We start from the raw sequence: 21,584 nt of genomic DNA, 5'->3' as shown, positions 1-21,584 counted from the left end.
TCATGGGCGAGGCGAGGTCTCTGCGGCGGGCTCGTACGGGCAGTCCCGCCCCGGCCGCGCGGCGAGAGGCCCCGCAGACCGGCGCGGGCCTGGCCCGGCTCGAGGGGTACCTGGTCTGGGAGGCGGAGGTCTGCGCGGCCGAACGGGACGCCCAGCAGTTCGCCGGTCAGTTCCGCTGGCTCGCCCAGGAGCAGCGGGAGGAGATCGCGCAGGCGTACACCGGGGACCGGCTCTGCTACGCCCGGGGTGTGTTCGACCGGGCGTTCGCGCGGGCGGAGGAGATGGGACAGGACTACGCCTCGAAGTGCCGTCGGGCGGCCGGGCTGTGGGCCGCGGTCTGCCTGGCGGCGGTGGCGGTGACCGCCCTGCTCGCCGCGGTACCGGTGCTGCTCGACCACTGAGGCCCCGCCTGCCGCGCGCGTACGCGGGTCACCGGCCCGGACGGCCGGAGACCCCCGCGGTGCGGAGGTCTCCGGTGGTGAGGACGGTCGGTCGTGGTGAGGGCGGTCAGTGGTGGCCGTGGCCGCTGCTGATCGCCTCGTGCTCCTCGGCGGTGGGCTTGGGGATCTGGCCCGTGCTGCCGAAGTAGCTCTCGGAGAGCTTGTAGCGCAGGACGTCGAGCCGGCGCGGCTTGCCCTTGCGGTTCGTACGGACGGGGAGCGGTTCCGGGCGGGGTTGGTCGTGTGCCGTGAACTTGTACAGGTCGCCCTGCGCGAGCGGGGTGTGCACCTCGATGAACTCGCCGTGCGGGAGACGGCGGATGATCCCGCTCTCGCGGCCGTGCAGCACCTTCTCCTTGTCCCGGCGCTGCAGGCCCAGACACCACCGTTTGGCGATGAAGAACACGATCACCGGGACGACGAAGAAGCCGACCCGGACCGCGTCGGTGATGACGTTGATCGACAGGTGGAAGTGGGTGGCGACCAGGTCGTTGCCGCCGCCGATCAGCAGCACCAGGTAGAGGGAGATCCACGCGGAGCCGAAGGCCGTGCGGACCGGTGCGTTGCGCGGCCGGTCCGCGATGTGGTGCTCGCGCTTGTCACCGGTGATCCACGCCTCGACGAAGGGGTAGGCCCAGATCGCGACCAGGACGAGCGGGAAGATCACGAGCGGCAGGAAGACGCCGAGGTTCAGGGTGTGCCCGCCCCAGACGGAGATCTCCCAGCCGGGCATGACCCGGACCAGACCCTCGGAGTAGCCCATGTACCAGTCTGGCTGCGCGTCGGTGGAGACCTGGTCGGGCCGGTAGGGGCCGTAGGCCCAGATCGGGTTGACCGTGGCGATGGCCGACATGGCCGCCACGATGCCGAAGACCAGGAAGAAGAAGCCGCCGGCCTTCGCCATGTAGACCGGCATCAACGGCATGCCGACGACGTTCTTCTGCGTGCGGCCGGGCCCCGCGAACTGGGTGTGCTTGTGGTAGAAGACCAGGATCAGGTGCGCGGCCAGCAGGCCGACCATGATGCCCGGGATCAGCAGGACGTGGACCGTGAACAGACGCGGCACGATGGCCGTCCCGGGGAACTGGCCGCCGAAGATGAACATCGACAGGTACGTCCCGACGACGGGCACCGAGAGCACCGCGCCCTCCATGAAGCGGATGCCGGTGCCCGAGAGCAGGTCGTCGGGGAGCGAGTAGCCCATGAACCCGTCGAACATGCCGAGGATGAGCAGCGTCGCGCCGAAGATCCAGTTCAGCTCCCGCGGTTTGCGGAACGCGCCGGTGAAGAACACCCGCATCATGTGGACCAGCATCGACGCCACGAAGACGATGGCCGCCCAGTGGTGGATCTGACGGATCAGCAGGCCACCGCGGACCTCGAAGCTGATGTTCACCGTGGAGGCGTACGCGTCGGACATCCGCACGCCGTCCAGCGGGGTGTAGGAGCCGTGGTAGGTGACCTCCGACATGCTGGGCTGGAAGAAGAGGGTCAGCCAGACGCCGGTGAGGATGATGATGACGAAGGTGTAGAGCGCGATCTCACCGAGCATGAAGGACCAGTGGTCCGGGAAGATCTTCCTGAGGTTGGACTTGGCGAGGGCGTAGATGCCCAGGCGCCCGTCGGTCCAGTCGGCCAGGGCCTCGCCCGGGCCGGCCGGCTCGGCCCGGGTACTGGCCGGGGTCGCCTTGGAGTCCGGACGCCGCCGGTCAGCCCGCATGCCCGCTCCCCGGGTGGGCCGCCCGAACGCCGGAGCGGCATGAGTCGTGCACGGAACGCGTGGCCGGCGGCTGGAGCCGGCGGATCGATGTGATCACGGGACCTCTCGACGGGCGGGCCCGGGCCGTGCGGCGGCCGTGTGGCTGCGGCGCCGGAATCCCCTCGGGTCGCGAGCCGGACCACCGTGGACCGGGGCGACCGGGGATGTCACCGGGAGTAGTTGATTGGCTACCCAACCATGTTCGCGCGGCCGGAGTGCCGGTGCACGCTCATCCGGTGCTCTCCGCGGCGTGTCGTACGTGGGTGTCTGCGCAGGTGCCCGCGCGGAGGGCGCCGCCCCCAGCACCTCGATCCGCGCCGCCCGGAGCTCCCGCCGACTCCCGGACGCCGGGAGTCCGGCCTGCGGACGGCCGACGGTGCCGGTAGTCGGTGCCGGTTGCCGGTGCCGGACCGCCGTCCGACGATCGACAGTAGGGCAGCGGTAGCAGGGCAGCGTTCCCGGCGCCGAGGAGTGCTTCGGCGGGCCCGGCGCGTCGCATGTCCGCAGCGAAGGGCGAGCCGGCGAAGGAGCGAGTCATGGCATATCCAGTGATCGTCGGGGTCGACGATCCCGAGAGCGCGGGCGCGGCCGTCGACTGGGCCGCCGACGAGGCCCAGTCCCGGGGGATGAGCCTGCGCCTTGTCCACGCGTGGCTGTGGGAGCCCGACCAGGCTCCGGAATCGCTGGACGCCCGGGCTGCACGAGGGGCGGGCGAGGAGGCGCTGCGGATGGTCGCCGACCGCGTCGCCGCCCGGCACCCGGGCCTCGAGGTCGGCAGCGAGGTCGTGGACGCGAGCCCCCGCGAGGCGCTCGTCGCCCTCAGCTCCTCGGCCGGCCTGCTCGTCCTGGGCTCACGCGGGAGCGGCGGGTTCCAGGGGCTGCTCGTCGGATCCACGAGTCTGCACGTCACCGCCCATGCCGCCTGCCCGGTCGTCGTCGTCCGGGCCGCGGCCGCCGAGGCGTCGGACGGCGTCGTGGTCGGCGTGGAGGGCCGCGATCCGTCGGACGAGATCCTCGAGTTCGCCTTCGACAGCGCCCGCCGCCGCGGCCTGCCGCTGCGGGCGATCCACGCCTGGAGCTACCCGATCGTCCTCGGCCCGGGGCACGCGCTCCCGCCCGTGTACGAGTCCGGCCACGTACTGGCCGAGGAGCAGCGGCTCCTCGCCGAGGTCATGGCCGGCTGGCAGGAGAAGTACCCCGACGTCCCGGTGGAGGAGGACGCCGTACGCGCCGGACCCGCCAAACACCTGGTGGCCCTGTCGAAGACGCACCAACTGGTCGTGGTCGGCCGCCACCGCACGCCCGAGGGACCCCTCGGACGGCTGGGGTCGGTCAGCCAGGCCGTCGTCCACCACGCCCACTGCCCCGTCGCCGTCGTACCCCCGCCCGGCCCCCGGCAGTAGGAGCAGTAGGAGCAGTTGGCAGCGCGGCCCGGCCTGGACGGCACCTCACCTTCACTTCCTCCTTCGGACAACCGGTCAGGGCAGGAGTTCGACGTACCCGTCGGTGCCGTGCACGCGGATGCGCTGGCCGTCGCGGATCAGCCGGGTGGCGCGGTCGACGCCCACGACGGCCGGTAGGCCGTACTCGCGGGCGATCACCGCGCCGTGGGTCATCAGGCCGCCGACCTCCGTCACCAGGCCCGCGATGGCCACGAACAGCGGTGACCAGCTGGGGTCCGTGTGCGCGGTGACCAGGATGTCGCCCGCTTCGAGATCGGCCTGCGCCATGTCGAGGATGACGCGGGCCCGGCCCTCGACGGTCCCGGCCGAGACCGGCAGGCCGACCAGGGCGCCGTCGGGCACGTTCTCGCGCCGGTACGCGCCGGCGACGGCCTCGCCGTCCGAGGTGAGTACCCGGGGCGGGGTGAGCGTCTCGTACGACCGGAAGGCCTCCTTTCGGTGCTCGATGAGCCGGCCGTCCAGCCGGTGGGTGCGGACGAGGTCGTGGAACTCCTGGAAGGTGAGGTGGAAGACGTCCTCCGCCTCGCGCAGTACGCCGGCCCGTACGAGTCGCCCGGCCTCCTCCAGCAGGGCCTGCTTGTAGACGGAGTATCGGCTGACGATGTTGTACTTCGGGTACTCGCGGTACCCGACGAAGGCCCGGACCTGGTCGATCATCCGCTTGGTCCGGTCGGCCTTCCGCTCCCCGTCCGGCAGGGCCCGCAGGCGGGTGAGGACGTCCCGTTCCTTCTGCTCCGCCTGCTGTCGCCCCTGCTCGAAGTGGCGTTCGGCGGCGCCCGGTTCGAAGAGTCTGACGTTGTCGAGGATCACGGGCACCAGCGTGCTGGGCCGCTCGTTCCACCGCGGCCTGGTGATGTCGATCTCGCCGACGCAGCGCATGCCGTACCGGTCGAGGTACCCCTCGATGGCGTCGCGCGCCTCGGTGCCACCCGCGAGTTTCGGCAGCCCGTCCAGGAAGTCCTCGTCCGTGACGCCCCGCAGGTACGCCACCACCTCGGGGTGCGGGCGGATCGCGTCGGCGACGTCCAGTAGCGCCAGGCCCATCTCGGACGTGATGTTGTCGGGCGCGGACAGGGTGAGCGTGTCGGCCGCGCTCTTCTCACCCAGCCATGCGAGCAGCGTGTCGTTGAGCCACCAGGTGGCCTCCATCCCCGCCATGATGGCCTGCATGTTCAGCGGATCGCCGAGGAGGCGCTTGTGTTCCTCGAAGGCGTCCAGCAGGAACTCGAACAGCGCCGGTCCGGTCTTCGTCCGGATGTCGCGCCGCAGGGCGGCGAGGGAGGCCCGGCTGCGTTCGATCAGCTCGGGGACGATGGCCGGGTCGGCGATGGCCGGGTCGGCGGTGGCCGGATCGGCGGTGGTCGGGTCGGATGTGCTGAGGGCGGGCGGCGCAGCGGTAGCTGTGCCGGTACCGGGGTCCGGGAGCGAGGGGATGAAGTCGCCGCGGTCGAGGACGGTCTCCAGCGCGTCCCTGACCAGTGGATCGCCCTTGCCCATGAGGTCCAGGAGGCCGGCGCGGCTCGCGGGCGCCGCCAGGCGGCCGGTGACGTCGACGAACAGCCGCCCGCCGGCCTCGTGCATCGGCACCATGGCCGTCAGTTGCCACATCGAGAGCCCCAGGGGCTTCATGGCGTCGGTCATCATCTGCTGGTGGCCGACCGAGACGTAGAGGCGGTTCTCCGCGTCGCCGGCCTCGGGGACCGGGAACAGCGTGGTGATCGGCCGGCTCTGCACGATCCGGAAGTCGTCGTCGACCAGACACCACTCGATGTCCTGCGGGCGGCCGAAGCGCGCCTCGATCCGCCGCCCGAGCTCCACCAGCCGCAGGACCTGGGCATCCGTCAGCGACGGCTGCTCCTGCTGCTCCGGGGCGACCGCCACCTCCTGCGTGCCGCCGCCCGGCACGCCGACAATGGCGCGCTGTTTGGCGGCGACCGTCCTGGCGATCACCTCGCCGTCGCGGACCTTGAAGACGTCCGGGTTGACCAGACCGGAGACCAGCGCCTCCCCGAGGCCGAAGCCGGCGTCCACGGCGGCGACCTTCCGGTTGCCCGTGACGGGATCGGCCGTGAACAGGATGCCGGACGCATGGGGGAGGACCATCCGCTGCACGACCACGGCCATCTGGACCGTACGGTGGTCGATGCCGGCCCGCTGACGGTAGGTCACGGCCCGCTCGGTGAACAGCGAGGCCCAGCACCGGCTGATGTGCCGGAGGATCCCGGCCGGGCCCACCACGTTCAGATAGGTGTCCTGCTGGCCGGCGAAGGAGGCGGTCGGCAGGTCTTCCGCCGTCGCGCTGGACCGGACGGCGTACGCCGCCTGCTCACCGTGCCGGGCGAGCGCGGCGGTGACCGCGGCGGCGAGACCGTCCGGGACGGCGATCCCTTCGACGGTCCGGCGGATCTCCTCGCCGAGCGCGCGGACCGCCTCGCGGTCGTCCGGGCCCAGGCGCGACAGCCGGTCCAACTGGTCGACGACCGCCGGGTCCTGCGCCACGACCTGCCGGAAGGCCGCCGTCGTCACACAGAAACCGGACGGCACCCGGACGCCCTCGATCCCCGACAGCCCGCCCAGGTGCGCGCCCTTGCCGCCGACGACCGCGATCTGCGTCTCGTCGACCTCCTGGAGGTCCAGCACGTACTGCTCGCTCATCGCGACACCTCCGAAGTGGCCGTGTTCCGTCGCCGCTCACCGGCCGGCAGCCGCACCGCCGCTCCCGCCGCCGCTCCGGCAGCACCGCGTCCCCCGTACGTCGACAACAACACCCGCACGTCGTGTGCCCTCATTTCCGCAGGTAGTGGCTTCGGCCGACGATTCTGCGCCCTCACCGGGGCCTTGCCGCAAGCCCCCCGGTGCGCTATAAGTTAGGAGAGGCAAGGAGAGATGGATCTCCTTGCCTTCGCCATTTTCCGCCCGCCGGGACGGTGGAGCCGGACGCCTGGCGGCGGCGGCGCGTCGCGTACGGCGGTGTGTGCCGTGGCCGAGCCGGACCTACGCCGACGACCTCGACGATCCCCGCGCACCGGTCACCGCCAACCGGCCCTCCCGTCGCCTGCCGCTGCACCTGCCCCGACGGCTGGGTCTCCATCAGGACCCGCCGGGCTCTCACCGCCGGCGCCGGCGAGCGTCAGGCTCTCATTGGCATCGCGGCCGGCTGCCCCGACGATGACCTCACCGTCACCCTCGCCCGAGGACATGAGTACGGCCGACTTCGATCGGCCCAGGTCCGCGCCGGCCGGGGTGTCCACGGCAGCGATGCGGAGAACCGGCGCCGCGCGGGCGGACTCGCGGCGCCGGCCGGTCGGCCGGCTTCTCCTCTCGTCGCCGATCCGGTGGCGTAGCCCCGCCTTCGCGATGAGGCCGACGATCCGGTGCCGGCCTTCGTGCCCAGGGGCGTGCTGTGGCGGAGCGGTCGGGTGTGTGAGCGGCTCGCGGCGTCCGGTGCGGCGGCGAGCCGGTGGGTACACCCGGTCACGGCTTCGCCGGGGAGGCCGGATGCGGCCGATCGGCCCGCGGGCACCGGGAGCCGGGTCGAGGCCGGTGGCCGGGTTCCGTGGGGAGGTGACCCCTCCACGCCTGGCACTGTGACGGAGGTCATGGACGGCGGAGAACCTGCGGGGCTCCGGCGCCGTCTGGCTGGTGTGAGATCACGCAGGAGAGCACTGGACGAGCTGGACGAGGAACGCCTCCTCCGGCTGGTGGCCAGGGGCGACCGCAGGGCGTTCGACGAGTTGTACCGGCGCACGTCGCCGTGGCTGGCCGTGCGGTTGCGCCGTCGCTGCGCGGACGAGCAGATCGTCGCCGAGGTCATGCAGGAGACCTTCCTGGCGGTGTGGCGCGCCGCCGGCGCGTTCGCGGGGAGCGCGGCCGGCGGGACGGCCGTCGGATGGCTGTGGACCATCGCGGCGCGCCGCCTGGTGGACGCCTTCCGGCGTCGTGCCCACCATGCCGACCCGCCGGCCGCAGCCGCCGAGCGGGCCGTGGCGCCCGCGGCGGAGGACGAGGTACTGGCCGCAACCGTCGGCGGGGACATCGGCGATGCGCTGCGCCAGCTGGCACCGGAACTACGACAGGTACTACAGGCACTGGTACTCGACGGGCTGACGGTACGGGAGACCGCCGTGCTGCTCCGACTGCCCGAAGGCACGGTCAAGACCCGCGCCCGCCGGGCCCGGATCGCGATGCGGGAGGCACTGGCATGAGCGGGGAACACGCCTCGATGCGCTTGATCGACGACTACGCACGCGGTGACACGACGATGGCCGCCGACGTGCTGTGGGCCCTGGAGTCCCATCTGGAGACATGCGCCCCCTGCCGCAGCCGCCTGGCGACCTCCGTGGCCACCGAGGCACCCGACATCGCCTCGCTCGTCGCCACCGTGCGGGCCGAGTTGGAACCGCAGCTGGACGCGGCCGTCCCGGCGCCCTCGTGGCGCCGGCGCTTCGGGCGGGTACCGGCCTGGCTGGCCCCGGTCGTGGCGCCGTGGCTGGCCATGACCCTCAGCATCACCATGCTGGCGCTGCTGCTCGCCGTGGCCGCGCCGCCGATGCACCTGGGGGGTGCCCCGCTCGTCGTACTGATCGCACCGGTGCTGCCGCTGTGCGCGGTCGCCGCGTCGTGGTCGCCCGCCCTGGACCCGGCCCACGAACTGACAGCCTCCACCGCCCGTGCCGGCCTGCCCCTGCTCCTTCGACGCGCCACCGCCGCCTTGGCCGTGGTGGTGCCGGTGCTCCTGGTGGGGGGATGGCTGACCGGAGCCATGACGGCGGCGCAGTGGCTGCTGCCCTCCTTGGCCTTCACCTCCACCGCCCTGGCGCTGGGCAGCGTCATCGGGGTGACCCGCGCCGCCGTCGCGCTGGTGGCCGCCTGGGTCGTCGTCGTCGCGGCACCCGCCTGGCTGGCCGGCGCCTTCCCCTCCGCCCTGCACCCGGATCACCTACCGGCCTGGGGCCTGCTCCTCGCGCTCGGCACCGGCGCCGTGATCGCCCGCCGCAACACCTACTCAACGCAGTGAAACCATCGTCGACCCTCGAAAGGGACCGCCGCATGACGCCCACAACGAGCGCGGCCGACACCGCGCCGAAGACCTACGCCTGGGAGATCCGGGCCACCGGCCTGAAGGTGCGGGCCGGCCGCAGGAAACTGGCCGTCGACGGACTCGACCTCGCACTCGGCACCGGCGCCCACGGGCTCCTGGGACCCAACGGGGCCGGAAAGACCACCCTGATCCGCTCGCTGGCCACCGTGCTGCGCCCCGCCGAAGGGGAACTGGAACTGTGCGGCACCCCCATGAGCGCCTCGGGCGACCTGCGGGCCCTGCGCCGCCGCATCGGCTACCTGCCGCAGGAGTTCGGCTACTACAAGCGGTTCACGGTCCGTGAGTTCGTCGAGTACATGGCCTGGTTGAAGGAAGTCCCCAAGGCCGACATCCCCGCAGCCGTCCAACGGGCCGTGGAACGGGTGGGCCTGGCCGACCGCGCCGACCACCGGATGAAGACCCTGTCCGGCGGCATGGTGCGCCGCGCCGGCATCGCCCAGGCCATCGTCAACGACCCCACCCTGCTGCTCCTGGACGAACCGACCGCAGGCCTCGACCCGGCACAGCGACTGCGCTTCCGCGAGCTGCTGCAGGAACTGGGCCGCGACACCTGTGTGGTGGTCTCCACCCACCTGGTCGAGGACGTCGCGGCCGCCTGCTCCGACGTGGTGCTCTTCGCCAAGGGCCGGCTCGTCTTCCAGGGCACGCCGCAGGACCTGGCCGCCGCGGGCCGCCCCGAACACCCGGGCGACAGCCCCCTGGAGCGCGGCTACTCGGCGCTCCTCCAGGGCTCCGGGCGTCAAGGGGGTGTCTGGTGAACGGGCGTCTCCTCGGCACCGAGCTCAAGCGGTCGGCCGCCCCGTGGCCCGGCCTCGTCGTTCTCGCAGGCAGCCTGGCGATCTTCTTCCTGATCGACGGAATCTGGTGGAGGGGCACTGCCGGGTGGACGGCCCACTGGACCCCCATGGCCCTGTGGACCCGATCCTGGCTGCTGTACTGGTGGCCCCTGGCGGCGGGCTTCGGGGCGGTGTACGGGCTGCGCGAGTCCCGCTCGCGGATGACCGAACTGGTGGCGACCACACCGCGGCCGGCCTGGCGCCGTGCGACGCTGTCGGCCGCCGCCATGGCGATCCCGCTGGCGTCGGGTTTCGGCCTCCTCACCGTCGTGGGCGCCGTCCGTGTGGCGCTCGGCCCCACCACCTACCTACCACTCGGCTGGCTGCCGATCTCGCTGGTGGCGGTGCTGGCCCTGGTCGCCGCCGCCGTGTTCGGCATGGGCATCGCGCGGGCCGTACCGTCGGTGCTCACCCCACCGGCGCTGGTGCTGAGCCTCCTGATGACGTGCATGCTCCTGCAGCAGAACGCGGAGGAGAAACTGCCGTCCGCACCCGGCCGGTTCGCCCTGCTGTCCCCGGCGACCGCGCAGCCGCGGCAGATGCTGCTGACCCTGTCCGCTTCGGTGGACCTGGGTCAGGCCCTGTGGCTGCTCGGTCTGCTCACCACCGGACTCGCGCTGCTGTCGGCCGCGGGCAAGCGGGCCCGGCTGCTCGCAGCCATCCCCGCCCTGGCCGGTGCGGTCCTGGCCCTGCTGGTCTTCCCCGCCGACGTACGCGACACCTACGTCGTCGACAAGGCCGCCGCGGCCATGGTCTGCGACGGTCCGGTCTGCGTGACCCGGGCGAACAGCTCACACCTGCCCGAACTCGCGGCGCACGGCAGGGAGGCACTGCGCCGGATGCGCGACGCCCTGGGCGAGCAGGCTCCGACGGAGATACGGGAGAACACCGGGTTGCGCGCGCTCGGCGACCACCGCGAACTCACCGGTGGCGTCGTGCTGGTCGACTTCGACGACCCGCTGATCGCCGAGGCGTCGGGCGACGGACTGACCCGCGTCCTCGTAGCCCAGGGCCTGGTGCCGAACTGCGCGGCGCGCACCCCCTGGGAGAGCGGTGGGCTGGCCGACGTCCCGGTCCAGAGCATCGCCGCGAGCTGGGCCCTCGGCGATCACCGGCTCCAGCCGCTGCGGACGCCCGACGCGTACTCGCAGCTCAGCTGGGAGAACGCCGAAGCGTCCTGGGCGAAGCTGCCGGCCCTGCCGGCGGCCGAGCAGCGTTCGCGGATCGCCCTGGCGCACGCCGCCGCGCTCTCCTGCCAGGACAAGCGCGCGGCACTGACGGGGGAGACGTCCCCATGAGGTGGCTGACGCTGTACGCGCGTTCACGGCAGGTGCCGACCTCGGCAGCCGCGGTCGCACTCGTCGCACTGGCGCTGTGGGCCTTCACCCACGGCAGCGGCAGGGGCCCGGCGGACCTGGGGATCGCGCTCCTGGTCCTCGCCACGAACGTGGCGGCCGCTTCCATCGGACTCGGCGGGCAGGACGACCTGCTGGACCGGACCGCCGCGATCCGGTGGATACCCCGCAGGGCAGCACATGTGCTGCTGATCGGGACGGCCGCGGGTGCGGCGCTGCTGGCGGTCCAGGCGGCCGGGCCCGACCTCGCCCCGGCCTCGCTCGTCGTCCGGGACAGCGCCGGCCTGGCCGGCCTGGCCGCGCTCGGGGCGGTGCTGTGCGGGGCACCGTTCGCGTGGACCCTGCCGACCGGGTGGCTCGCGTACTCCCTCCTCGCCCCGGCTCCGGACGGCACCGTGGGACGGGTGGCCGGCTGGATGATCACTCCACCGGGCACGGCTGCGTCGACCGCCACCGCGTGGGCCCTCCTGGCGACCGGCACCGCGCTGTACGCCGTCGCCGGACCGAGACGGTAGCGGACGGTAGCGCACACCCCCGACGCCGAGCACTCCGGTCGGCGAACCTCACCGACACCCCTCGCGGGCGGGTGGCCACGCCCTGGCCACCCGCCCGCGGGCCTGCGCCAGGACGGTGAGGCGGCCGCCGCGGCCGATGGCGCGGTCCGTGACGTGCAGGGCAGGTCACCCAGCACCGGGCGCGGGCCGGTTCCGGCCACCGCCGAGGCGGGCGGTGCCGTCAGTGGTGAGCTGGCGTCGGGGCGAAGGGGCCGTCGAGGGCTGCCCATTGCAGGAGCATGATGGTCTTGGCGTCGGTGATGCGTCCGTCGCGGGTCATGGCGAGGGCCTCGGCGAAGGGCAGTTCGAGGACCTCGATGTCCTCGCCGTCCTCCTCGAGTCCGCCGCCGGTCCCGGTCCGGTCGGCCGGGGTGTAGGCGGCGGCGAAGAAGTGGAGGCGTTCGGTGACGGAGCCGGGGCTCATGTAGGCGTCGAGGACGTGGGTGAGCGGTCCGAGGGTGACGCCGAGTTCCTCGGCGCTCTCGCGTCGGATGGCGGTCGTGGGGTCGTCCGCGTCGAGCAGCCCTGCGGCGGCCTCGATGACCATGCCGTCGGGGTGGTCGTTGACGTAGACCGGGTAGCGGAACTGACGGGTGAGCAGGACGCAGCCGCGCCGGGTGTCGTAGGGCAGCACGACGGCGCCGTTGCCGCGGTCGTAGGTCTCGCGCTGCTGGGTCTCCCAACGTCCGTCGCGGCGGCGGAAGTCGAAGGTGGTGCGGCGCAGGACGTGCCAGCCCTGGGAGGTGAGTTCGACGTCCCGGACCCGGACGCCGGGGTTGCGGTCCAGTCCGCGTCCGGCCAGGTCGAGGCCGGTACGGCCGCGGTGGTCCGGGGTGTCGATCCCGGGGCGGCCGGTCACGCGGCCTCCTGCGGGGTGCGGTGGGGGATCTCGGCCGCGAAGACGGGCCAGGCGGCGGCCTCGAGCCGGGCCAGGTCGGCGGCCATGGCCTGCGGGTCGCCGTCGGTGCCGGAGCGGTACGGGCCGGCGATCAGGAAGAGCATGGGTGTGTCGGTCACGGGCGCTACGATACATGCAGAAACGTGCAAGAACAGGAGAGAATGCGGATGCTGGCTGCTGAACGGCGCGACCACCTGCTCGGTCTGCTCGCCCGCGAGGGCAAGGTCGTCGCCAAGGACGTCGCCGCCGAACTGGGCATCTCCGAGGACAGCGTGCGGCGCGACCTGCGCGATCTAGCCGCCGAGGGGCTGTGCCAACGGGTGTACGGCGGCGCACTGCCCGCATCGCCCGCCGTGGTGGACTACACCGCCCGGCAGCGGCTGGCCCCGGACGGCAAACGGAAGGTCGCCGCGGCGGCGGCCGCGCTGCTGAGGCCGGGCGGCACGCTGATCCTGGACGGCGGCACCACGGCCCTCGCCGTCGCACACGCCCTCCCGCCGGACCTCGCCTGCACGGTGATCACCCACAGTCCGACGATCGCCGTCGCCCTGCTCGAGCATCCGCGGGCGGAACTCTTCCTCCTCGGGGGCCGCATCTTCAAGCACTCGGCGGTCGCCTGCGGGGCCGCCGCGGTCGAGGCCGCGCAGAACGTGTCGGCCGACCTCTGCCTGCTCGGCGTCACCGGCGTGCACCCCGAAGCGGGACTGACCACCGCGGACGCCGAGGAGGCGGCGATGAAGCGGGCGCTGGCCGCGCGGGCCGCGGACACCTACATCCTCGCCTCGTCCGAGAAGATCGGAACGGCTTCGCAGTTCCGGGCGCTGCCCTGGGCGAAGGTCGGCGGGGTGATCACCGACGCCGACCCCCGCGACCCGGTGATCGGTCAACTCGAGGCGCTCGGCGTGGAGATCCTCGCAGCCGGGTGACGGCCACGGCCGGTACGGCCGGAGGCGTGACGGCGCGTTCCGGCGCCGCCCCGGTCGTCGGGCGGGATCGTCGGGCGGGATCGTCAGGTGCAGTACAGGCCGTTGAACGGCTCCCCGAAGCCGAGTTGTTGCGGCATCAGTTCGTAGTGCTCGAGGCCGTCCCGTTCGGCGGTGCCGTCGATCAGCCCCCACCGCAGCCCGTGCGCGTCGACCGCGAAGGGGCGGATCCGGATGGGGCCGTACGTCACGCCGCGCAGACCGTCCAGCAGCTGCGCCAGTTCGCGCTCCGCCGTGTCCACGTCGGCGGTGGGGCGGAAATCGGTGCCGAGGTGGTTGCCCTCCGGGTCGAAGCGGTGCAGCAGCGCCATCGTGCAGGCCAGGCCGCTCGCTCCGGTGACGTCGCCGAAGAACTGGCCGTCCTCGTGGGTGCCGATCCAGCGCGTGCGGGCGTGCGGCTCGTGGGCGACCGGCACCTGGCGGGCCGGGAAGTCGAGCTTCTGCCACTCGACCAGGCCCTGCCAGCCCGGCTCCACCGCCGTCCACCCCCAGAGGAGTTGCTCCGTGACCGCCCAGGTCTGGTGGCCGACGGCCTGGTGGTGCCCGTCCGAGGAGCCGAACCGGTGCTCCACCTGCCAGGCATCCGGCCCGTGGCGGTACGCCTGGATGTACAGCTGATCGCCGCGCAGCACGCACAGCCAGGGGTGCTCCGCGCTGACCCGTTCCCGCACCGCCCAGGTCAGCTCGTCGCGTTCCGGCCGGCGGAGGCGGGAGCCGTCGGCGAAGTCGATCACGATCTCATCGGTCCTGTGCACGCCCGCACGCTAGCGCCCGGCACCGACAGCCGTCGTCGTCCAGGGCGTACCGGCGCCCATACGTCCGCGGCGGGTGCCGGGTCGGTGTCCTCAGCCCGGCGCGGCGGCCCCCGGGTCGGCGGCCAGGTAGGTGCGGTAGGCGTCGGCCACGTTCAGGAGGTAGCGGCGGGCGGCGGCCCGGTCGTGGTCGTCGAGGTCCTCGCCGGCCTGGTGGACCAGGCGCAGCAGGGGGGCGAGCTCGCCCATCACGTGGTCGAAGCCGTCGGCGGTGACGTCGAGGACCTGGCGGCGGCCGTCGCTGGGGTGCGGCTCGCGGGTGAGGTGGCCCTCGGCGACCAGCCGGTTGACCGACTGGGTGCCGGCCGCCGTGGTGACGCCGAGTCGGCGCGAGAGTGCGGCGGGGCCGATCGGCTCGCCCGCGGCCCTGGCCATCACCACGTGCTCGACCGCTTCGACGTTGGTCAGGGGCATCTCCAGCCGCTCGGCGAGGGCGGCCCGGGCCAGCTGGGTGAGGGTCAGTACCTCGCGCAGGGCCTGGGAGAGCTCGTCGCCTGCCCGCGGCGGGGCCGGCCCGTCGGAGGAGCCCGCCGCGCCGCCCGGCCCGGTGGGTGGACGTTGCGCCATACCGGGAATTCTGACACGGTAACTATCGCTAAGTTACTTAACTACTTGCGAATGAGGCTGCGCCCCCGTGTCACGAAGCCCGGCCGGTCCCGCCCGGCTGTCCGCTCCCGCCCGGCCGCCCGTCCCCGCCGGCGGCCCCGGCCGGCCCCGCGCCACGGCGTGGATCGTCCTCCTGCTCACCGTCCTCGGCCTCGGCGCCGCGTTCGCCCTCGGGCCCGCCGACGCGACGACCACCCGGGCCACCGGGACCGCACTGCCCGCCGGGTCACAGTCCGCCGAGGTCGCCGAGATCCTCAGAGCTCTCCCCACCGGCGCGGCGGCGCCCGCCATCGTCGTCTACAGCACCACCGACGGCAGCCCGCTCACCGACGCCCAGCGCACGCTGATCACCGAGCGCGCCACGGCCCTCGGCGCCCTGGGGCTCGCCCCCGAGGCCGCCCGCCCCCGGACCGTCCAGGACAGGGTCGCCACCGTCGCCGTCCTCCTGCGCACCGACGCCCCCGACGACCGGAACACCGCCACGGTCGACCGGATCCGCCGGACCGCCGCCGCCGACCTCCCCGCACCGCTGCGCGCCGAGGTCACCGGCGGCCCCGCCTTCCGCGCCGACATCGCCCAGGTCTTCGCCGGAGCCGACGTCAGCCTGCTGATCGCCACCGCCTCCGTCGTCGCCGTCCTGCTGCTGATCACCTACCGCAGCCCGGTCCTGTGGCTCGTCCCGCTGCTGGTCGTCGGCGCCGCCGACCGCACCGCCGGCCTTCTGGTCGGCGCTCTCGCCCCGCACGCCGGCGTCGTGGTCGACGCCTCTGCCGCCGGCATCCTCTCCGTGCTTGTCTTCGGCGCCGGCACCGACTACGCGCTGCTCCTCGTCTCCCGCTACCGGGACGAACTCCGCCTCACCGACGACCGGTTCACCGCCATGGCCCGGGCCTGGCGCGGCACCGCCCCCGCCGTCCTCGCCAGCGGCACCACCGTGGTCCTCAGCCTGCTCACCCTGCTCGCCGCCCAGCTCACCGGCAACCGCGGCCTCGGATTCGCCGGAGCCGTCGGCATCCTCACCGCCATGGCCTTCGGGCTCCTGGTCCTGCCCGCCGCCCTCGTCCTGCCCGGACGCCGGCTCTTCTGGCCCTTGGTCCCCGAGGTCGGCGAGCCGGTCGCCGCGGACCGGCGCGGAGTCTGGGCCCGCATCGGACGGGCCGTCGCCGGGCACCCCGCCCGTACGGTGGCCGCCGGCAGTGCGGTCCTGCTGCTGCTCGCCTCCGGGGCGCTCGGCCTGCACACCGGGCTCGCGCAGTCCGACTCCTTCCGCAGGACCCCGGAGGCGGTCCTCGGGCAGCGGACCCTCGCCGCGGTCCAACCCGCTGGGTCCGCCGCCCCGCTCACCCTCACGGCCGCCCGCGGAGCCGCCGACCGGGTCCTGGACGCAGCCCGCCAGGTGCCCGGCGTCGCCTCCGTCACCCAGGGCCCCGCCACCGACCGGTACGCCACGGCCCAGGCCGTCCTCACCGCGGCACCCGGCACCGCCGAGTCGGACCGCACCATCGAGCGGCTGCGCACGGATCTCGGACGGATCCCCGGCGCGGGCGCCCTGGTCGGCGGCCAGAGCGCCGAGGCGTACGACACGGCCCGCGCCGACGCGCACGACACCCGGGTCGTCGTCCCGCTGGTCCTGGCCATCGTGCTGGCCGTCCTGGTCCTCCTGCTGCGCGCGCTGGTCGCCCCGGTGCTGCTCGTCGCGACCGTCATCGCGTCCTACTTCGCGGCCCTCGGGGCGAGTTGGCTGCTGTTCCGGACCGCGTACCACTTCCCGGCCCTGGACGCCAACGTCCCGCTGCTTTCGTTCCTGTTCCTCGTCGCGCTGGGCGTGGACTACAACATCTTCCTGATCGCCCGCACCCGCGAGGACACCTTGGCCGGGCACGACACCCGCCGCGCCGTGCTGCGCGCCCTGGCCTCCACCGGCGGGGTCATCACCAGCGCCGGCATCCTGCTCGCCGCCGTCTTCGCGGTCCTCGGCGTCCTCCCGCTGATCACGCTCACCCAGATCGGGGTCATCGTCGGCATCGGGGTCCTGCTGGACACCCTGCTGGTGCGCACCGTCCTCGTCCCCGCGCTGGTCCTCCTCACCGGCCGGCGCTTCTGGTGGCCCGGCCGCCCCGAGGACCGGGTGGCGGCCCGGCCCCGGTAGTGGCCGTGTGCCGGGGGTCGGCGGGCGCTTCCGAGGTTCCGGTCGTGGTCGGCGTCGGTGCCTTCGAGTGCCCGGGCCTCGCGGGTCGGGGCGGGGAATCGATGCACGATGGTTGCGGGTGGTCCGGGCCCGGTGGTTTCGGACGCTGGAGGTGACGAGCGCCGTCGACGCGGAGGTGGCCGGATGTCCGACAGCACGCTCACTCCCGAGGACGTTGCACTGGTCCGCGAGTTCGTGGAGGTCCCGCCGGGCGTCGCGATCGACCCGATGGACGTGCAGCGCGCCCGCCTGGCCCGGTCGGTCGGCGGACGGTTCCGCAAGGTGGCCCACGGCCTGTACGAGATCATCACCTACGCCCCCACCGACCCGGTCGGGTAGCCCGCCAGGGGTGAGGGGCGGTCAGGGCGGGCTCTGGCCGCGGGCGCGTTCGGCGGCCAGGAGTTCGGGGAGGCCGTCCAGGCGGCGCAGGCCCGCGACCGCCCGGGAGGTGCGGTGGTTGGCGGCGAGCAGGTCGCGGTGGCGGTCCACGAACGCCCAGTAGCCGGTGGTGAAGGGACAGGCGTACGGGCCGAGCCGGTCGGTGGGCCGGTAGCGGCACGGGCCGCAGTGGTCGCTCATGCGGTGCAGGTACGCGCCGCCGGCGGTGTAGGGCTTGGTGGTGATCAGCCCGCCGTCGGCGTACTGGGACATGCCGATGACGTTGGCGGCCATCACCCAGTCGTAGCCGTCCACGAAGCAGCGGTGGAACCAGTCGGTGAGCTCGCGCGGGTCCCAGCCGTGCTGCAGCGCCCAGTTGCCGAGGATCATCAGGCGCGGGACGTGGTGGACCCAGCCGTGGTCGCGGACCTCGGCCAGCGTGCGGGCCAGGCAGCGGGCGGTGACCGCCTCCGCGTCGAGGTCCCGGAACCAGGTGGGCAGGGGCTCGTGGTGGCCCAGGCGGTTGGCGTCGCGGTAGCCGGCACCCAGGTGCCAGTACAGCTGCCAGACGTACTCGCGCCAGCCCGCGACCTGGCGCACGAATCCCTCCGCACTGTTGAGCGGGACCGCCCCGGCGCGGTACGCGGCCTCGGCGGCGCGCACGCACTCGCCCGGGTCGAGCAGCCCGAGGTTGAGCGGGACCGACAGGGCGCTGTGGGCCATCCACGGGTCGGCGTGCAGCACGGCGTCCTCGTAGCGGCCGAAGTCGGCGAGGCGGTGGGCGACGAAGTGGGCGAGCGCCTGCTCGGCCTCGGACCGGGTGGCGGCGAAACGGCGCGGGCCGTCCCGGCCGACGAACGCCACCTCCCCGGCCCGCTCCCACCGGTCCAGATCGGCCCGCACCCCGTCGTCGATCTCGTCCTCCCGCGGCTCGAACGGGGGCGGCACCGGCAGGGTGGCCGCGCCCTTCGGCGGCGGCTCACGGTTGTCCCGGTCGAGGTTCCACCGGCCACCGGCCGGGGTGCCGTCAGGCTCGAGCAGCAACCCCTCGGCGCGGCGCACCCGGTGGTAGAAGTCCTCCAGCAGCAGACGCCGCTCGCCCGGAACCCCGGCCCACCGGCGGAAATCGGCGAACGGCACCAGGAACCCCCGGGGCCGGACCACCGTGACCTGCGGCAGGCTCTCCACCAGGCGCAGCGCCGCTCTCGAGGTCGGATGGCAGACCGTGACCCGCCCCCGTCCGGCCGCCTCGGCCAGACCTTCCCGGTAGGTGCCGGCCTGCACGTAGCGCACCCGGTCCCCGAGGCCGGCCGCGGCGTGGCGCATCGCGGACAGCACCAGGTGGGCCTTGGCCCGGTGGAAGCGCCGCCGGCGCAGCACCGACCGGGCCTCGATCATCACCACGGGCGCGCCGGGGTCGGGGCCGTCCCCGTCGGGTCCGTCGCCGTCCGGGGTGAGGAAGTGCGGTCCGAGCTGGTCGCCGAAGACCCAGTGCGGGCGCGGGCCGCTCATGGCGGGCTCCGGTGCGGAGGTTCGCCGGGCAGATCCATGGTCGGCTCCAGTCGCTCGCTGACCGGGCGGGCACGCGGTACGTGGCCCGCAGGCGCGGGTGATCGCGCCCGCAGGCAGCTTCGGCCACGGGAACGGTCACCGACAGCCGCAGCGGTGCCGCACCGCTTCGGCGGGTCGCCCCGGCCGAACGCCGCACAAACGGTGCAACTGGGCCGATCGGGTCGGACCGTTGCACCGTGGCGTCGTGACCACGCCGACGCAGACCCGCACAGACGCACCCCCCGCCGACCCGCCGGGGCCGGCACCCGGCGACCTGCGCCGGCTGCTGGCACTCTCGGGGCACGGCGACGAAGCGGCGTTCGAGCTGCTGTACCGCGCGATCTCCGGACCGGTGTACGGCGTCGCGCTGCGCGTGCTGCGCAGCCGGGCCCACGCCGAGGAGGTCGCCCAGGAGGTGCTGGTCGAGGTGTGGCGCGCCGCCGCGACCTACCGCCCCGCGCACGGATCGGTGCTGGCCTGGGTGCTGACCATCGCCCACCACCGCGCCGTGGACCGCGTACGCTCCGCCCGGGCGGCCGCCGACCGCGAGCGGCGCAGCGCACTGCGGGAGCTGGTGGCGGGCGCCCGGAGCGACCCTCCGGACGAGCAGGTGGTCCGCTCGCTGGACGGGGCGGAGGTGAGGTCCGCGCTAGCGGGCCTGAGCCGACTGCAGCGCGAGGCGGTGGTGCTGGCGTACTACGGCGGGTACTCGCAGCGGGAGATCGCGCAGCTGCTCGGCGTGCCGCTGGGTACCGTCAAGTCCCGGATCCGCGGCGGCCTGACCCGGCTCAGGGCCGCGTTCGGACTGGACCCCGACGGGCCGCGCCCGATGGCCGCGCCCGCGTACCAACCGGGAGGGACCCGATGACGGACACCGGTCGTGCCGCCGAGTCGGTGTGGGACTACCCGCGCCCGCCGGCGGTCAGGGCCGCCGCCGGCCGGCTGGTCGAGGTGTGGTTCGGCGGCCGGCTGGTCGCGTCCACCAGGTCAGCGCTTCGGGTGCTCGAGACCAGTCACCCGCCGGTGTACTACCTGCCGCCCGGTGATGTGGCCACCGAACTGCTCATCCCCGCCGAGGGGGTGAGCTTCTGCGAGTGGAAGGGACGGGCCCGGTACTGGGACCTGGCAGTCGGCCCCCGCCGTGCCGGGCAGGCGGCGTGGAGCTACCCGCAGCCGCTGCCCGCGTACCGGGAACTGCGCGACCTGCTGGCGTTCTACCCGGGACGGGTGGACCGCTGCACGGTGGACGGCGAGGTGGTGCGCGCCCAGGACGGCGACTTCTACGGCGGGTGGATCACCGACGAGATCACCGGCCCGTACAAGGGCGGCCCGGGCACCTCCGGCTGGTGAGTCCCACCCCCCGGCGGCGGCTGAGGCGACGCGCCCGGCGGAGGTCCCCGCAGGTCGGGCCCTTGGGCCCTGGCTCGGCCACGGCCGGCGGCGGAGGCTCGGGAGTACCGGATCCCGGTGAACGCCGCCGCCGCGGCCACCGGTGAGGCAACCGGTAAGGAGAGGATCAGCATGTCCAATCCCGCCCTCACCCAGGCCGATCTGCGCCTGCTCGTCTCCGCCGCGGGCGCCGCCCCGTCGCTGCACAACAGCCAGCCCTGGCGGTTCCGGCCGACCGCCGACGGAACCGGGATCGCCGTGTACGCGGACCGGCGCCGCGCCGTACCGCTCGCCGACCCGGACGGCGCCGCGCTGCACGTCTCCGTCGGCGCCGCCGTCTTCAACCTCCGGGTGGCCGCCCCGGCTCGCCTCGGACGGGCGGCCCACGTGCGGATGCTGCCGGACCCGGCCGACCCCGACCTGCTGGCCGTCGTCACCCTGGCCGCGCCTGCCGCGCCCGCTGCCGTACCGTCAGCAGCCGGTGACGCCCCCGCCGGGGCGGCCGGCCTCGCCCGGCTCGATGCCGCGATCGCCCTCCGCCACTCCAGCCGCGAGCCGTTCGCCAACCGGGACGTGCCGGAGTCCGTCCTCGGTGAACTGGTCGCCGCCGCCGCGGCGGAGGGCGTGGTGTTCGCGCCGCTCGAGGAGGCCGCGGTGCGCCGGGTGCTCGAGCTGACCGACGAGGCCGAGCACCGGCTCACCGCCGACCCCGACCGGCTGGCCGAGACCCGGGGCTGGCTGCGCGCACGGTCCGGGGCCGCCGACGGCATCCCGCTGTCCGCCCTGGGGCCGCAGGACCACGACGCGCGCGTCCCGATGCGGGAGTTCGCCGGCCCGCCGCCGTACCGGCCCGGCGAGGCCCCGCCCGCCCGCCGCTTCGAGGCACTGCCCCAGCTGTGCACCCTCACCACCCGCGGGGACACCCCGCCCGACTGGCTGCGCAGCGGCCAGGCCCTGGAGCACGTCTGGCTGCTCGCGACCCTGCACGGCGTACGCCTGACCGTCCTGCACCAGGCCGTCGAATGGGCCGGGACCAGGTGGGCGCTGCGCGACCCGGAGGAAGGCCCCGGCCACGTCCACGCGGTGCTGCGCCTCGGCTACGGCCCGCCCGGCGCCGCCACTCCCCGCCGCCCGGTGGAGGAGATCCTGGCGCCACGTCCGCCGGCCCCGGTCGCCTGAGCGCGATGCCCGGGCCGGGCCGGCTCCTCGGCAGCCGGGCGGACCGTGAAGGCGTCGAACGGCTCGGCCTCGATGGTCGTGAGGTCGGCGAG

19 protein-coding genes and 1 pseudogene are annotated in these 21,584 nt (G+C 74.0%); 13 read left to right on the top strand and 7 right to left on the bottom strand.

Going from position 1 to position 21,584, the window contains the following annotated elements; all coding sequences use genetic code 11:
• The first annotated feature begins 2 nt into the window (after window positions 1–2).
• Window positions 3–401 carry a hypothetical protein gene (locus tag AB0D08_RS16035; protein ID WP_051814499.1) on the top strand — a complete coding sequence of 133 codons (399 nt, stop codon included), beginning with the start codon at window positions 3–5 and terminating at the stop codon, window positions 399–401.
• Between the two features lie 106 nt (window positions 402–507).
• Here the strand turns inward: AB0D08_RS16035 and AB0D08_RS16030 are convergent, their stop codons facing one another.
• Window positions 508–2,160, bottom strand: a complete 1,653-nt coding sequence (locus tag AB0D08_RS16030) for a ubiquinol-cytochrome c reductase cytochrome b subunit (RefSeq protein ID WP_359889237.1) — start codon at window positions 2,158–2,160, stop codon at window positions 508–510.
• A gap of 575 nt (window positions 2,161–2,735) precedes the next feature.
• Between AB0D08_RS16030 and AB0D08_RS16025 the strand changes: the two genes are divergently transcribed.
• On the top strand, window positions 2,736–3,602 hold the full coding sequence (locus tag AB0D08_RS16025) for a universal stress protein (RefSeq protein WP_359889234.1): 867 nt from the start codon (window positions 2,736–2,738) through the stop codon (window positions 3,600–3,602).
• Window positions 3,603–3,677: 75 nt separating this feature from the next.
• Here AB0D08_RS16025 and rph read toward each other — a convergent pair whose 3' ends face one another.
• Window positions 3,678–6,317, bottom strand: a complete 2,640-nt coding sequence (rph, locus tag AB0D08_RS16020) for a rifamycin-inactivating phosphotransferase (RefSeq protein WP_359889231.1) — start codon at window positions 6,315–6,317, stop codon at window positions 3,678–3,680.
• Window positions 6,318–7,306: 989 nt separating this feature from the next.
• Between rph and AB0D08_RS16015 the strand changes: the two genes are divergently transcribed.
• The 5 genes from AB0D08_RS16015 to AB0D08_RS15995 are packed head-to-tail and all read left to right on the top strand — an operon-like array spanning window position 7,307 to window position 11,469.
• Entirely contained in the window at window positions 7,307–7,867 is a 561-nt protein-coding gene (locus tag AB0D08_RS16015) for an RNA polymerase sigma factor (protein WP_359889229.1), read from the top strand.
• Window positions 7,864–8,679, top strand: coding sequence for a zf-HC2 domain-containing protein (locus AB0D08_RS16010; protein ID WP_359889227.1), 816 nt, complete (start codon window positions 7,864–7,866; stop codon window positions 8,677–8,679). Before AB0D08_RS16015 ends, AB0D08_RS16010 begins: the two co-directional genes overlap by 4 nt.
• Window positions 8,680–8,711: 32 nt before the next feature.
• The gene (locus AB0D08_RS16005; protein WP_033826290.1) at window positions 8,712–9,521 is read left to right on the top strand and encodes an ABC transporter ATP-binding protein; all 810 of its coding nucleotides are present in this window, start codon (window positions 8,712–8,714) and stop codon (window positions 9,519–9,521) included.
• Complete coding sequence (locus AB0D08_RS16000; protein ID WP_359889224.1) at window positions 9,518–10,897, top strand: hypothetical protein; 1,380 nt, start codon at window positions 9,518–9,520, stop codon at window positions 10,895–10,897. The genes AB0D08_RS16005 and AB0D08_RS16000 overlap by 4 nt, the downstream gene beginning before the upstream one ends.
• Window positions 10,894–11,469 carry a hypothetical protein gene (locus tag AB0D08_RS15995; RefSeq protein WP_359889221.1) on the top strand — a complete coding sequence of 192 codons (576 nt, stop codon included), beginning with the start codon at window positions 10,894–10,896 and terminating at the stop codon, window positions 11,467–11,469. The genes AB0D08_RS16000 and AB0D08_RS15995 overlap by 4 nt, the downstream gene beginning before the upstream one ends.
• A 220-nt stretch (window positions 11,470–11,689) precedes the next feature.
• Here the strand turns inward: AB0D08_RS15995 and AB0D08_RS15990 are convergent, their stop codons facing one another.
• Both AB0D08_RS15990 and AB0D08_RS15985 read right to left on the bottom strand, forming a co-directional pair.
• Window positions 11,690–12,367, bottom strand: a complete 678-nt coding sequence (locus tag AB0D08_RS15990; protein WP_359889218.1) for an NUDIX domain-containing protein — start codon at window positions 12,365–12,367, stop codon at window positions 11,690–11,692.
• A 32-nt stretch (window positions 12,368–12,399) separates the two neighbouring features.
• Window positions 12,400–12,525 (bottom strand): annotated as a pseudogene (locus AB0D08_RS15985) (DUF4406 domain-containing protein); the annotation flags it as partial.
• Window positions 12,526–12,573: 48 nt separating this feature from the next.
• Here AB0D08_RS15985 and AB0D08_RS15980 point away from each other — a divergent pair.
• Window positions 12,574–13,332: a DeoR/GlpR family DNA-binding transcription regulator gene (locus AB0D08_RS15980; RefSeq protein WP_359889215.1), complete on the top strand. Its 759-nt coding sequence runs from the start codon at window positions 12,574–12,576 to the stop codon at window positions 13,330–13,332.
• An 83-nt stretch (window positions 13,333–13,415) separates the two neighbouring features.
• Here the strand turns inward: AB0D08_RS15980 and AB0D08_RS15975 are convergent, their stop codons facing one another.
• Together AB0D08_RS15975 and AB0D08_RS15970 are read right to left on the bottom strand one after the other, a co-directional pair.
• Complete coding sequence (locus AB0D08_RS15975; protein ID WP_359889212.1) at window positions 13,416–14,144, bottom strand: hypothetical protein; 729 nt, start codon at window positions 14,142–14,144, stop codon at window positions 13,416–13,418.
• Between the two features lie 90 nt (window positions 14,145–14,234).
• Complete coding sequence (locus tag AB0D08_RS15970) at window positions 14,235–14,768, bottom strand: MarR family winged helix-turn-helix transcriptional regulator (protein ID WP_359889209.1); 534 nt, start codon at window positions 14,766–14,768, stop codon at window positions 14,235–14,237.
• Between the two features lie 67 nt (window positions 14,769–14,835).
• Here AB0D08_RS15970 and AB0D08_RS15965 point away from each other — a divergent pair, with 67 nt between their 5' ends.
• A complete protein-coding gene (locus AB0D08_RS15965) occupies window positions 14,836–16,956 on the top strand; it encodes an MMPL family transporter (RefSeq protein WP_359889207.1) in 2,121 nt (706 codons plus the stop codon).
• 183 nt (window positions 16,957–17,139) lie between these two features.
• The gene (locus AB0D08_RS15960; RefSeq protein ID WP_033826285.1) at window positions 17,140–17,334 is read left to right on the top strand and encodes a hypothetical protein; all 195 of its coding nucleotides are present in this window, start codon (window positions 17,140–17,142) and stop codon (window positions 17,332–17,334) included.
• Between the two features lie 21 nt (window positions 17,335–17,355).
• On the opposite strand, the gene AB0D08_RS15955 is transcribed toward AB0D08_RS15960, so the two are convergent.
• Window positions 17,356–18,885, bottom strand: coding sequence for a cryptochrome/photolyase family protein (locus AB0D08_RS15955; protein WP_359889204.1), 1,530 nt, complete (start codon window positions 18,883–18,885; stop codon window positions 17,356–17,358).
• A gap of 244 nt (window positions 18,886–19,129) precedes the next feature.
• On the opposite strand from AB0D08_RS15955, the gene AB0D08_RS15950 reads away from it, so the two are divergent.
• The 3 genes from AB0D08_RS15950 to AB0D08_RS15940 all read left to right on the top strand — a co-directional run bounded on the left by AB0D08_RS15950 (window position 19,130) and on the right by AB0D08_RS15940 (window position 21,492).
• Window positions 19,130–19,792 carry a sigma-70 family RNA polymerase sigma factor gene (locus AB0D08_RS15950; protein ID WP_359889201.1) on the top strand — a complete coding sequence of 221 codons (663 nt, stop codon included), beginning with the start codon at window positions 19,130–19,132 and terminating at the stop codon, window positions 19,790–19,792.
• Window positions 19,789–20,274, top strand: coding sequence for a DUF427 domain-containing protein (locus AB0D08_RS15945; RefSeq protein WP_359889198.1), 486 nt, complete (start codon window positions 19,789–19,791; stop codon window positions 20,272–20,274). Before AB0D08_RS15950 ends, AB0D08_RS15945 begins: the two co-directional genes overlap by 4 nt.
• A 171-nt stretch (window positions 20,275–20,445) precedes the next feature.
• Complete coding sequence (locus AB0D08_RS15940) at window positions 20,446–21,492, top strand: hypothetical protein (RefSeq protein WP_359889195.1); 1,047 nt, start codon at window positions 20,446–20,448, stop codon at window positions 21,490–21,492.
• Window positions 21,493–21,584 lie beyond the last annotated feature (92 nt).

The sequence above is a fragment of the Kitasatospora sp. NPDC048540 genome (genome assembly GCF_040651175.1).
In the GTDB taxonomy this organism is placed as follows: Bacteria; Actinomycetota; Actinomycetes; order Streptomycetales; family Streptomycetaceae; genus Kitasatospora.
Note: the sequence above shows the minus strand (reverse complement) of the source record. Positions and strands in the feature narration are given on the sequence as shown.